This window comes from Streptomyces sp. NPDC051109, assembly GCF_044455885.1.
GTDB lineage: Bacteria > Actinomycetota > Actinomycetes > Streptomycetales > Streptomycetaceae > Streptomyces.
In genome coordinates this window covers 88103-100168 of record NZ_JBITFF010000003.1, presented here as the reverse complement: position 1 = coordinate 100168, position 12066 = coordinate 88103, and the positions used below count along the sequence as shown (strand labels likewise).

Sequence of the window (12066 nt, the reverse complement as noted above, 5' to 3'; positions counted from 1 at the left end):
CGCAGGACCTGGTTGAATCTGCGGCAGATGCGCCGCCCGGCGGTGCTACAGGTACTCCGGGGAGCGCCCATGGCCGACCAGCAGCAGTCCGACACGGCCCCGACGTGGTGGAGCCGCCCCGCCGCCCCGCAAGCGGAGGCGGAGGCGGCTTCTGACCCCGCGGCCGAACACGCGCCACAGGCCTCCGGGGCCGCGCCGGGGCCGCGGTACGACCCCTGGGCCGAGCAGCCGCTGCAGGTGGTGGACCAGGGCAGGGCGACCGGCGGCGGCCACCTGGTACGGATGCGGCACGTCCTCGCGCTCGGGCTCGGCATCGCCCTGCTCGCCGGGGGCGTCGGCGGGTGGCTCGGCGTGCTCGCCGAGCGGCAGAGCAGCACGCGCCTCGAACTGCCCCAGGCCGCCGTCGAGAACAAGGGCCGCGCCCCCGAGAGCGTGGCCGGGATCGCCGCCACCGCGCTGCCCGGCGTCGTCACCCTCCACGTACGCGGCAGCACCGGCAGCGGTACCGGAACCGGGTTCGTCCTCGACGGGCAGGGGCACATCCTGACCAACAACCACGTCGTCTCCGACGCCAAGGACATAACGGTCACCTTCAGCACCGGCGAGAGCGTCACCGCCGCGCTGGTCGGCCGCGACAGCGGCTACGACCTGGCCGTGGTCAAGGTCGACGGCGTACGGGGCCTGCAGCCGCTCTCCCTCGGGAACTCCGAGAACGTGAAGGTCGGGGACCCGGTCGTGGCCATCGGCGCGCCCTTCGACCTCTCCAACACCGTCACCGCCGGCATCATCAGCGCCACCGGCCGGCCCATCACCGCCGGCGGCGACAAGGGGGACGGCAGCGACATCAGCTACGTGGACGCCCTCCAGACCGACGCCCCGATCAACCCCGGCAACTCCGGCGGCCCGCTCCTCGACGCCAAGGCCCGCGTGATCGGCATCAACAGCGCCATCCGGGGAGCCGACAAGGGCGACTCCGACAAGCAGAGCGGCAGCATCGGGCTCGGCTTCGCCATCCCGGTGAACCAGGGCAAGCGCGTCGCAGAGGAGCTGATCCGCACCGGCCGCGCCACCCACCCCGTCATCGGCGTCACCTCGACATGGAGTACACGGGCGACGGGGCCCGCGTCGGCACCAAGGGCGAGGGCGGCAAGCCCGCCGTCACCCCCGACGGCCCCGGGGCCCGGGCCGGGATCCAGGGCGGCGATGTGATCACCAAGGTGGACGGCGTACGGGTGCACGGCGGCGACGAGCTCGTCATCAAGATCCGCGCCCACCGCCCCGGCGACCCCCTCGCCCTGACGGTCCTGCGCGACGGCCGGGAGCGCACCCTGGAACTGGTCCTCGGTTCGGCGAACGGATCATGACCAGCCGGTGAATCCCGGGCCGATGCCGCACCGATGTACGGGCCCGCCGACGAGGCCGGGTACCGTGTGTCGTGGCCCGAAGTGAAAAGAGCCGAGGAGCGGCAAGGTGTTCAACGACATAGGCGCACTCGAACTGGTCACGATCGTGGTGCTCGCCATCCTCATCTTCGGTCCGGACAAGCTCCCCAAGGTGATCCAGGACGTCAGCGGGGTCATCCGGAAGATCCGCGCGTTCTCCGACAGCGCGAAGCAGGACATCCGGTCCGAACTCGGTCCCGAGTTCAAGGACTTCGAGTTCGAGGACCTGAACCCGAAGACGTTCCTGCGCAAGCAGTTGAGCGAGAACGAGGACCTGAAGGAGATCCGCAGCACCTTCGATCTCCGCAAGGAGCTCAACGACGTCACCGACGCCGTGAACAGTCGCGAGGCGGACCCCGCCCGGGCCGCCGCGGGCACCTCCGCCGCGGCCGCGGCCACCGGCCCGGACCTGCTGAAGAAGCCCGCCGCCCCGGCCGCCGAGCTGCGCACCCCGTACGACGCCGACGCCACCTGAGACACCCCCTGGTTTCGAGCCTTCCGGGCGATTCGGGGTCCGGTGGCTATCCTCCATGAGTCCGGACCCAGGACGCCCCAGGGTGGGGGTCCCCCCGACGACACGTGGGGGAGGGCGCGTTCCGGACCCCACGGAACGAGAGGCCGCATCGATGGAGACGACGAGCAGTAGCCGGGTAGGGGTGCAGCCCGCCGAGGCGCCCGCTCCCGCTGCCGCACCCACTGCACCAGCCGCACCCACTGCACCAGCCGCACCGGCCGCGCAGTCGCAGCCCGCGCCGGCGGAGCCCCAGGAGGCCGCCGCGCCCGTCCCGGCGGCCCGCCGGACGCTGGAGGGGTACCTACGGGCCGATTTCCCCTGGTACGGGCTGGACGGGGCCTTCACGGGCCCCCGCTGGCTCATGCAGGTGGGCACCGGGGCCGACGGCACCGTCGAGCACGGTTCCACCGGCCATGGCGACGAGCCCTCCGCGCGCGGAGAGCTCGCGACCGGGGAGAAGGAGCGCTTCGCGGTGGTCGTCACCGTCGCGAGCAACCCGCTGCGCCGCAGCAGCGACGGCACGGGCGTCCTGGAGGCCACCTCGGTCTCCTCGGCGGCCTGGCTGGCCGGCTCGGGGCTGCTGGCGTACAGCTGGCCGGGCCAGATGGACCACACCCTGCGCGACGACTGGCTCGACCAGCAGACCGAGGCCGCCTGGGAGCTCGCCGACGACCTCGCGGGGCCGGACTGGTCGACGCTGTCCCTCCCGGTCGACGGGGAGCCGACGCCGTTCCACTACCGCGAGTCGGAGTTCGGCTGGGTCCTGGCCGGGTCGACGGCGGCCGGCGTGCACGTGGGTGCGTACGGGCGCGGGATGAGCGCGTACGGACTCGGCTTCTCGGTGATCGGCGACATCGCGTCGTACGAGTAGCCCGGGTACGGGAAAGGGCACCGCCGGCCGGCGGTGCCCTCCTCGCCCACGCTCAGAACTTGTTGCGCGGGGTGATGCCCAGGGACATGCCGGCCAGGCCGCGGGAGCGGCCGCCGAGCTTGCCCGCGATGGCGCGCAGCGCCGCGCCGGCCGGGGAGTCCGGGTCCGACAGGACGACCGGCTTGCCCTCGTCGCCGCCCTCGCGCAGCCGTACGTCGATCGGGATGGAGCCGAGCACCGGCACCGTCGCGCCGACCGTCTTCGTCAGGCCGTCGGCGACCTTCTGGCCACCGCCCGAGCCGAACACGTCGACCATCTCGTCGCAGTGCGGGCACGGCAGCCCGGACATGTTCTCGACGACGCCGACGATCTTCTGGTGCGTCTGCACCGCGATCGAGCCGGCCCGCTCCGCGACCTCGGCCGCAGCCTGCTGCGGGGTGGTCACGACCAGGATCTCCGCGTTCGGCACCAGCTGCGCCACCGAGATCGCGATGTCGCCCGTACCCGGCGGAAGGTCCAGCAGCAGCACGTCCAGGTCGCCCCAGAACACGTCCGCCAGGAACTGCTGGAGCGCCCGGTGGAGCATCGGGCCGCGCCACACCACCGGCGCGTTGCCCGGCGTGAACATGCCGATGGAGATGACCTTCACGCCGTTCGCCGACGGCGGCATGATCATGTTCTCGACCTGGGTCGGGCGGCCCTCCACGCCCAGCATGCGCGGCACGCTGTGGCCGTAGATGTCCGCGTCGACGACGCCGACCTTCAGCCCGTCCGCGGCCATCGCCGCCGCCAGGTTCACCGTCACCGACGACTTGCCGACGCCGCCCTTGCCGGACGCCACCGCGTAGACGCGGGTCAGCGAGCCCGGCTTGGCGAACGGGACCTCGCGCTCGGCGGTGCCGCCGCGCAGCGTCGCCGCCAGGTCCTTGCGCTGCTCGTCGCTCATCACGTCCAGCGTGACCGCGACCGAGGTGACGCCCGCGACCCGCTCGACGGCCTCGGTGACGTTCTTGGTGATCGTCTCGCGCATGGGGCAGCCCGACACCGTGAGGTAGACCGTGACCGCGACCTCGCCGCCGTCGCCGATCTCCACCGATTTGACCATGCCGAGCTCGGTGATCGGCCGGTGGATCTCGGGGTCGTTCACCGTCGCCAGCGCATCGAGGATCGCGTCCTGCTCAGGCACGGCGGCGGAGCTTGTGTCGGTAGCCATGACCCGATGGTACGGCTCGGTAGCCTGCCTCGGGAAAGGCCGCTAGCGGTCGCCTTCGTCACTCTCCGCCGGGAATAGGCGCCGCTCGTCCATCTCCTTGATCAGGTCCTGGAACTCCGACCGGATCCAGTCGCGGGTCGCGACCTCGCCCAGGCCCATGCGCAGCGCCGCGATCTCCCGGGTCAGGTACTCGGTGTCGGCGATGGAGCGTTCGTTCTGCTTGCGGTCCTGCTCCAGGTTGACCCGGTCGCGGTCGTCCTGCCGGTTCTGCGCGAGCAGGATCAGCGGAGCCGCGTACGAGGCCTGCAGCGACAGCATCAGCGTCAGGAAGATGAACGGGTACTCGTCGAACCGCAGGTGCGTGGGCGCGAAGATGTTCCACAGCACCCAGACGATGATGACCAGCGTCATGTAGACGATGAACCGGCCCGTGCCGAGGAAGCGCGCCACCCGCTCCGACAGCCGCCCGAACGCCTCCGGGTCGTACACCGGAAGCACCCGCCGCCGGTCCGACCGGGGCTGGTCCAGGCGCACCCGCGGCGAGCGGGTCAGCGCGGTCGACCCGGTCGCGGAAGCGGCCGCCTTGGAGCGCATCCGCTCGGCGGACTCCTCCTCCCGGCCCGTGAGCCCCTGCTCGCGCGCGTACTCCCGGGCGTGCTCGCGCGCCAGTTCGCGCCGCACGCGGATCTGCTCACGGCGCCGTTCGCGCGACGGCTCACCGCGTCGTTCACTGCCCACTGGAGACCTCCTCGGAGTGGAAGTCCGTCTCCCGCCAGTCGTCCGGCAGCAGGTGGTCCAGCACGTCGTCCACGGTCACCGCGCCCAGCAGCGAGCCGCTCTCGTCCACCACCGGCACCGCCACCATGTTGTACGCGGCGAGATGGGTCGTCACCTGGGGCAGCGAGGCGTCCGGACGCAGCGGCGGCAGGTCCGTGTCCACGATCGAGCTCACCAGCGTGAACGGCGGGTCCCGCAGCAGCCGCTGGAAGTGCACCGTGCCCAGGTACTTGCCCGTGGGCGTCTCGTCCGGCGGCCGGCACACGTACACCTGCGCGGCCAGCGCGGGCGACAGGTCCGCCTGCCTCACCCGGGCCAGCGCGTCCGCGACCGTCGCGTCGGGCCGCAGCACGATCGGCTCCGTCGTCATCAGACCGCCCGCGGTGTTCTCCTCGTACGACAGCAGGCGTCGCACGTCGGCCGCGTCGTCCGGCTGCATCAGCGTCAGCAGCCGCTCCTTGTCGTCCTCCGGGAGCTCCGAGAGCAGGTCGGCCGCGTCGTCCGGGTCCATCGCCTCCAGGACGTCGGCGGCGCGCTCCTCCTTCAGCTTGCCGAGGATCTCCACCTGCTCGTCCTCGGGCAGCTCCTCCATGACGTCCGCGAGCCGGTCGTCGTCGAGGGCGCTGGCCACCTCGGCGCGGCGCTTGGGCGTCAGGTGGTGCAGGACGTTCGCCACGTCGGCCGGGCGCATCTGCTCGAAGGTGGCCACCAGGTTCTCGGCGCCCTGGCCCTCCTCCTCCAGCGAGAAGCCGGTCACCGCCGACCACTCCACGGTCAGGGTCTCGCCGCGCCGGCGCAGCGCGCCGCTCTTGCCCTTGCGCACGAAGATCTTGTCGATCTCCCAGTCCCGGCGGGCCGGCAGCTGCTGGATGGCCACGTCGAGGACGGTGACCTCCTCGCCGGTGGCCCCCAGCGTCACCCGGCGGTCCAGCAGTTCGCCGAGGACCAGGCGCTCGGTGGGCCGCTGCTCGAAGCGGCGCATGTTGACGACACCGGTGGTGATGACCTGTCCGGACTCCACTCCCGTCACCCGGGTCATCGGGAGGAAGATCCGGCGCCGGCTGACGACCTCGACCACCAGGCCCAGCAGGCGCGGCGGACGTCCGCCGACGCGCAGCATCGCGACGAGGTCGCGGACGCGGCCGACCTGGTCGCCGTTGGGGTCGAAGACGGGCACACCCGACAGATGCGAGACGAAGATCCGCGGGGCGCCACCAGCCATGCGAGCGCCTCCTAGAGCGTCGATCCTCAGTCCTGCCGCCCCTCAGGCTAGCCCGTGCCGCGGGAGAGCGTCCTGGTGGGGCGGTCCGCCCGTGGGTAGGCGGACCACCCGCCCGGTGCGGTGGCCACGGGCGGGTACGCTGCCTGCTGCTCCACGACGCACGACGAGAGGCACCTGCCCGTGACCGCCTACCTCCCCGCCGTTCGGCTGCGCCGGGCGGCCTTCGTCGGTGTCCTGTTCGCGGGCCTGGCCGTCGTCGGCACGGGCTGCGGCGCGGACCCGGACGAGGGCACCAACGGGGTCGGCAAGCTCTCCGCCGACCAGATCGAGGACAAGGCGAAGGCCGCGGCCGGCGCCGCCGCCTCGGTCCACCTGTCCGGCACGCTCGTCAGCGGCGGCAAGTCCTTCACGCTCGACATGCGGCTGGGCAAGGACGGCGGGTCCGGCGAGGTCAAGTCGCAGGAGGACACCTTCCAGGTGCTGCGCGTGGGCGAGCAGCTCTACCTGAAGGCCAGCGCCGCCTTCTGGGGGAAGTCCGACTCGGCCGGCAAGCTCGGCGACAAGTACGTGAAGGTGCCCGAGGGAGACCCCGCGTACAAGCAGTTCCGCGGGTTCACCGACATGCACGTGCTGCTCGACGGACTGCTCGGACTCGACGGAAAGCTCGCCAAGGGGGAGGACTACACCAAGGTGGGGCCCACCCGCGCGGTCCTGGTCACCGCGGACAAGGGCAAGGGCGGCAAGCTGTCGGTCTCCCTGGAGGGGACCCCCTACCCGCTGCGCCTGGAGCGGGCCGGCGGGGCCGGGCAGGTCGACCTCGCGGAGTGGGGCAAGACCTTCCCGCTGGAGGCGCCCGCGCAGGACCAGACCGTCGACTACGGCACCCAGATGCCGACGACCAAGGAGCAGGGCGGGGGCGCCGCCCCGTCGCCGAGCCCGGGCAAGGGCTCCAACCCGACCAAGTAGCGGTGCGGAAGGACCGGCGGCCCGCTAGCGGGCCGCCTTCTTCCGCTTGAGCAGCAGCTTCGGCAGCCCGGCCGGGACGGGCCGGCGGGTGACCGCCGGCGAGCCCAGCGGGGTCGCCGCCAGCGATCCGCCGGGCAGGTCCGTGCTCGCCGCCACCGGCTCCAGCCGCAGCAGCCGGCACTCGCGCGCCCACCGCTCGGTCATCTGCTCGGAGTCGGGCGCGTTCAGCCGCTTCCCCTTCAGCTCGGCGACGGCGGCCTGCCACTGCTCGCTGCGGGGCGGGAGCTCCCGTACGGCCGCCGTCCAGGCGACCAGCCGGCCGCCCTTGTCCTTGCTGCGCACGGTCACCTCGGCGGCCCCGCCGTCCGCGAGCCCCGGGAACGGCTGCTCCCCGGGCCCGTCGCCCAGCACGTGGGCAGCGCCGTCCACCCAGGCGTGCCACAGGGCCCGGTCGGCCCCGGAGCCGCGGACCCAGATCAGGCCGGACTTCTTGGTGGCCTCCTCGACGAGGGCCAGGTCGAGCGCGCTGAGAGTCATGCGCAACAGAGTAGGCGGTGGCCGGCGGGTCGCTAGAGCCAGCCGTGGCGGCGCAGCGCGCGGTGGATGGTGAAGCAGATGCCGACGATGGTGGCCATCACCATCGGGTAGCCGTACTTCCACTGGAGCTCGGGCATGTGCTCGAAGTTCATCCCGTAGACCCCGCAGATCATCGTCGGAACGGCGATGATCGCCGCCCACGAGGTGATCTTGCGCATGTCCTCGTTCTGCGCGACGGTCGCCTGCGCGAGGTTGGCCTGGAGGATCGAGTTCAGCAGCTCGTCGAAGCCGATGACCTGCTCGTGCACGCGCGCCAGGTGGTCGGCGACGTCGCGGAAGTACTTCTGGATGTCCGGGTCCACCAGCCGCATCGGACGCTCGCTCAGCAGCTCCATCGGCCGCAGCAGCGGGGAGACGGCCCGCTTGAACTCCAGCACCTCGCGCTTGAGCTGGTAGATGCGGCCCGCGTCGCCGCCGCGCGCACTGCCCTTGGCGGGCGCGGCGAACACCGCGCTCTCCACCTCGTCGATGTCGTCCTGGACGGCCGCCGCGACCGCGATGTACCCGTCGACGACGTGGTCGGCGATGGAGTGCAGGACGGCCGAGGGGCCCTTGGCGAGCAGCTCGGGGTCCTCCTGGAGGCGGTGGCGCAGGGACCGCAGGGAGCCCTGGCCGCCGTGCCGGACCGTGATGACGAAGTCGGGGCCGGTGAAGCACATCACCTCGCCGGTCTCCACCACCTCGCTGGTGGCGGTCAGTTCGGCGTGCTCCACGTAGTGGATCGTCTTGAAGACGGTGAAGAGCGTGTCGTCGTAGCGCTCCAGCTTCGGCCGCTGGTGCGCGTGCACCGCGTCCTCCACGGCGAGCGGGTGCAGGCCGAAGGTGGCGGCGATCCCAGCGAACTCGGCCTCGGTCGGCTCGTGCAGGCCGATCCAGGCGAAGCCGCCGCTCTCGCGGACGCGGGCCATCGCCTCACGCGGGGTCAGGCAGACCGATCCCAGGGCGCGTCGGCCGTCGCGGTACACGGCGCAGTCGACGACCGCGCTGCTCGCGGACGGGTCGCGGGTGGTGTCGTAGCCGGGCTGGGACGGGGTTGACCGGCGCAGGGCCGGACGAACGGCGGCACGCAGGTAGGGCAGCATCGACATGGCAGGCTCCTTCGCACGCACGGCTGCGGACCGTACGGGTGGGAGGTCCCTTCCGGATGGCACGGCCGCGGCAGGCGGCAGGCCCGGGGCGGAAGGAACAGGACGGGAGGACAGAGTTCCGCCGTCGCTCTTCTACTGATCAGATGATCAAACGGGCGGGAACGCGCCCGTGGTGCCCGTACAGGAAGTGGAAGAGCGGTTGGTACTGCACGATCGACTTCGATCCATTGCAGCCCCACCTCCTCCGGCCGGTCCTCCGTGGAGGACGTCCTGTCGTCGGCTGCCCCGAAACAGCTCTTCAAGAGTGTGGCCCCGACCAGCGGTCAACATTATCAGCCGACGGATGGTCAAGACCCGCCCTTTACCCGCCTCATACGAGTTCTATGCTCGCTTCATGGCACAAATTCTGGCTCTCGTCGAAGCCCGGCTGCGCAGCGCGCTCGGCGAACCCGACGCCCGCGCCGCCGTCACCTTCCTCGGCACCGACCGCATCGAAGTGCTGCGCTTCGCCGAGGGGGACCTCGTGCGGTACGCGACCCTCGGCATGTCCGCGCATCCGATGACCGACCCGACCGCCGTGGTCGCCGACCCGCTGCGCGGGCCGCGCGCCGAGCTCGTACTGACCGTACGGGCGGGACTCGCGCCCACCGACGAGCTGCTGCGGCCGCTCGCGGTGCTGGGGGCCGCGCCGCAGGTGGAGGGGCTGGTCGTGGCCCCCGGCGCCTCGCTCGACGTGGGCGCGCCGCTGTGGGACGGGGCGCCGTTCACCTCCGTCCTCGTCGCGGAGGCCGGCGGGCTGGTCGAGGACCTGGAACTCGACGAGCCCATGGATCCGGTGCACTTCCTCCCGCTCCTGCCGATGACGGCGAACGAGGCGGCGTGGAAGCGGGTGCACGGCGCGGCGGCCCTGCAGGAGCGCTGGCTGTCGCACGGCACGGATCTGCGGGATCCTCTCCGTACCGCGGTGCCGCTGGACTGAGACGTCCGGAACGGGACATCCGGACGGGTGATCCCGTCTTGACGGGGCGCCGGGCGGGGAGGAGCGTGGCTTCTTATGAGGGGCGAACCAAGTTGCCCGAAGTGCGGAGGCCGGGTCAAGGCGCCCGGCCTCTTCTCCGATTCGTGGCAGTGTGCGGTGCATGGCGCGGTGCACCCACTGCAGCCCGTCATCCCGCCCAGCGTCGAAGGCCTGGGCGTGGTGGTGAACCGGGCGAAGGTGCCGGTGTGGATGCCGTGGCCGCTGCCGGTGGGGTGGCTGTTCACCGGTGTGGCGGCGGCCGGTGACGACCGCAGCGGGGGCCGGGCGACGGCGGTTGCCTGCTCGGGTCCCGGACCGCTCGGCGGGATCGGCGAGCTGCTGCTGGTCGCGGAGGAGTTGGGGGTCGGCCTCGGCGCGCGGTACGCGGGGATCGACGGACCCGACCCCGGCACGTACATGGACGTCTCGACCCCGCCGCACGCCAAGGTCGTGGCGGCGGGCCGCCCGACTCCGCTGTGGCACGTGAAGGGAGCCCCGGACGACCGGGCCGTGTTCGCCGGCGAGGCGCGCGGGCTGTGGCTGTGGGCCGTCGTCTGGCCGGAGCAGTCGGGTCTGCTGATGTACGACGAACTGGTGCTGACGGACCTGCGGGACGCGGGCTCCGAGGTCGAACTCCTGCCGTGCGGTGCGCTGAGCCCGCGCGTCCTGGGTCCGTAGCGGACACCTCCCGGGGGCGGCTCCGGGGCCGGGCGGCGAGTGGCCTGGCGCCCGGGCGGCGGGCGGGCGTTATCCTGGGGTGTCCCCCCGTACCCGCGAGACCCCTGGAGCACCGGCCGTGCGCATCGATCTGCACGCCCACTCCACGGCCTCGGACGGGACCGACACCCCCGCAGAGCTGGTCCGCAACGCGGCCGCCGCCGGGCTCGACGTGGTCGCGCTGACCGACCACGACACGGTCGGGGGATACGCCGAAGCCATCGCCGCACTGCCGAGCGGGCTCACCCTCGTCACCGGCATGGAGCTCTCCTGCCGCCTCGACGGCATCGGCATGCACCTCCTCGCGTACCTCTTCGATCCCCAGGAACCCGAGCTCGCCCGCGAGCGGGAGCTCGTCCGCGACGACCGCACCCCGCGCGCCCACGCGATGATCGGCAAGCTCCGCGAGCTCGGCGTCGACGTCACCTGGGAGCAGGTGGCCCGGATCGCCGGGGAAGGCTCCGTCGGGCGGCCGCACATCGCCACCGCGCTCGTCGAACTCGGCGTCGTCCCCACCGTGTCCGACGCGTTCACGAAGGACTGGATCGCCGACGGCGGCCGCGCGCACGCCGAGAAGCACGAGCTCGACCCCTTCGACGCCATCCGCCTGGTCAAGGCGGCCGGCGGGGTCACCGTCTTCGCCCACCCCGCCGCGGTCAAGCGCGGCCGGTGCGTCCCCGAGTCCGCGATAGCCGAGCTCGCCTCCGCGGGCCTGGACGGGATCGAAGTGGACCACATGGACCACGACACCGACACGCGCGGGAGGCTGCGCGCCCTGGCCGGCGAGCTCGGACTCCTCGCGACCGGGTCCAGCGACTACCACGGCAGCCGCAAGACGTGCCGCCTCGGGGAGTACACGACCGACCCCGAGATCTACGGCGAGATCACGCGCCGCGCGACGGGGGCCTTCCCCGTTCCGGGCGCCGGCGGAGCGACCGGCGCGTAACGCGCCGAGCGGCGCGCCGGCGCGCCGCTGCGTCCCCTTTCCTTCCTTCGAAACACCCCTCTCTCCTGCAAGGCATCACTGTGTTTGACTTCGCCGTCTTCGGATCCCTATTTCTCACGCTTTTTGTGATTATGGACCCCCCGGGGATCACGCCGATCTTCCTCGCCCTGACCTCGGGCCGCCCTGCCAAGGTGCAGCGGCGCATGGCCTGGCAGGCCGTCTGCGTGGCCTTCGGCGTCATCGCCGTCTTCGGCATCTGCGGCCAGCAGATCCTGGACTACCTGCACGTCTCCGTCCCCGCGCTGATGATCGCGGGCGGTCTGCTCCTCCTGCTCATCGCGCTCGACCTGCTCACCGGCAAGACCGACGAGCCCAAGCAGACCAAGGACGTAAACGTCGCGCTCGTCCCGCTCGGCATGCCACTGCTCGCCGGCCCCGGTGCGATCGTGTCCGTCATCCTCGCCGTGCAGAAGGCGGACGGGGTCACCGGCCAGATCTCGGTCTGGTCCGCGATCATCGCCATGCACATCGTCCTGTGGATCACGATGCGCTACTCGCTCGTGATCATCCGGGTCATCAAGGACGGTGGCGTCGTCCTCGTGACGCGGCTCGCCGGCATGATGCTCTCCGCGATCGCCGTCCAGCAGATCATCAACGGCGTGCTCCAGGTCATCCACACGGCCTGAGCACTGCCG

Annotated in this window: 14 protein-coding genes; 9 read left to right on the top strand and 5 right to left on the bottom strand. The window is 72.0% G+C overall.

Annotated features, from left to right (window positions below; genetic code table 11):
• The first annotated feature begins 69 nt into the window (after positions 1 to 69).
• The 4 genes from ACIBAD_RS06220 to ACIBAD_RS06205 all read left to right on the top strand — a co-directional run bounded on the left by ACIBAD_RS06220 (position 70) and on the right by ACIBAD_RS06205 (position 2827).
• Positions 70 to 1209 carry a S1C family serine protease gene (locus ACIBAD_RS06220; RefSeq protein ID WP_398904898.1) on the top strand — a complete coding sequence of 380 codons (1140 nt, stop codon included), beginning with the start codon at positions 70 to 72 and terminating at the stop codon, positions 1207 to 1209.
• A complete protein-coding gene (locus tag ACIBAD_RS06215) occupies positions 1206 to 1364 on the top strand; it encodes a PDZ domain-containing protein (RefSeq protein ID WP_398904896.1) in 159 nt (52 codons plus the stop codon). Before ACIBAD_RS06220 ends, ACIBAD_RS06215 begins: the two co-directional genes overlap by 4 nt.
• Positions 1365 to 1470: 106 nt before the next feature.
• Positions 1471 to 1917, top strand: a complete 447-nt coding sequence (locus ACIBAD_RS06210) for a sec-independent translocase (RefSeq protein ID WP_398904894.1) — start codon at positions 1471 to 1473, stop codon at positions 1915 to 1917.
• A gap of 151 nt (positions 1918 to 2068) precedes the next feature.
• Entirely contained in the window at positions 2069 to 2827 is a 759-nt protein-coding gene (locus ACIBAD_RS06205) for a hypothetical protein (protein ID WP_398904892.1), read from the top strand.
• A 52-nt stretch (positions 2828 to 2879) separates the two neighbouring features.
• On the opposite strand, the gene ACIBAD_RS06200 is transcribed toward ACIBAD_RS06205, so the two are convergent.
• The 3 genes from ACIBAD_RS06200 to ACIBAD_RS06190 form a co-directional block, all read right to left on the bottom strand.
• Entirely contained in the window at positions 2880 to 3995 is a 1116-nt protein-coding gene (locus ACIBAD_RS06200; RefSeq protein ID WP_134074413.1) for an Mrp/NBP35 family ATP-binding protein, read from the bottom strand.
• 87 nt (positions 3996 to 4082) lie between these two features.
• Complete coding sequence (locus ACIBAD_RS06195; protein WP_134074414.1) at positions 4083 to 4634, bottom strand: DUF1003 domain-containing protein; 552 nt, start codon at positions 4632 to 4634, stop codon at positions 4083 to 4085.
• A gap of 133 nt (positions 4635 to 4767) precedes the next feature.
• The gene (locus ACIBAD_RS06190; RefSeq protein ID WP_053691727.1) at positions 4768 to 6039 is read right to left on the bottom strand and encodes a magnesium transporter MgtE N-terminal domain-containing protein; all 1272 of its coding nucleotides are present in this window, start codon (positions 6037 to 6039) and stop codon (positions 4768 to 4770) included.
• Positions 6040 to 6219: 180 nt separating this feature from the next.
• On the opposite strand from ACIBAD_RS06190, the gene ACIBAD_RS06185 reads away from it, so the two are divergent.
• Positions 6220 to 7005, top strand: coding sequence for a hypothetical protein (locus ACIBAD_RS06185; protein ID WP_134071474.1), 786 nt, complete (start codon positions 6220 to 6222; stop codon positions 7003 to 7005).
• Between the two features lie 24 nt (positions 7006 to 7029).
• Here ACIBAD_RS06185 and ACIBAD_RS06180 read toward each other — a convergent pair whose 3' ends face one another.
• The gene (locus ACIBAD_RS06180) at positions 7030 to 7542 is read right to left on the bottom strand and encodes a hypothetical protein (RefSeq protein ID WP_053691726.1); all 513 of its coding nucleotides are present in this window, start codon (positions 7540 to 7542) and stop codon (positions 7030 to 7032) included.
• 32 nt (positions 7543 to 7574) lie between these two features.
• Positions 7575 to 8690, bottom strand: coding sequence for a magnesium and cobalt transport protein CorA (locus tag ACIBAD_RS06175; RefSeq protein WP_134071472.1), 1116 nt, complete (start codon positions 8688 to 8690; stop codon positions 7575 to 7577).
• Between the two features lie 394 nt (positions 8691 to 9084).
• Here ACIBAD_RS06175 and ACIBAD_RS06170 point away from each other — a divergent pair, with 394 nt between their 5' ends.
• The 4 genes from ACIBAD_RS06170 to ACIBAD_RS06155 all read left to right on the top strand — a co-directional run bounded on the left by ACIBAD_RS06170 (position 9085) and on the right by ACIBAD_RS06155 (position 12057).
• Positions 9085 to 9669, top strand: coding sequence for a suppressor of fused domain protein (locus ACIBAD_RS06170; RefSeq protein ID WP_134071470.1), 585 nt, complete (start codon positions 9085 to 9087; stop codon positions 9667 to 9669).
• 75 nt (positions 9670 to 9744) lie between these two features.
• Positions 9745 to 10386 (top strand): DUF6758 family protein, encoded by a 642-nt coding sequence (locus ACIBAD_RS06165; protein WP_134071468.1) that lies wholly within the window; start codon positions 9745 to 9747, stop codon positions 10384 to 10386.
• 118 nt (positions 10387 to 10504) lie between these two features.
• Positions 10505 to 11371, top strand: a complete 867-nt coding sequence (locus ACIBAD_RS06160; protein WP_398904888.1) for a PHP domain-containing protein — start codon at positions 10505 to 10507, stop codon at positions 11369 to 11371.
• Between the two features lie 80 nt (positions 11372 to 11451).
• Complete coding sequence (locus ACIBAD_RS06155; RefSeq protein WP_398904886.1) at positions 11452 to 12057, top strand: MarC family protein; 606 nt, start codon at positions 11452 to 11454, stop codon at positions 12055 to 12057.
• Positions 12058 to 12066: the final 9 nt, after the last annotated feature.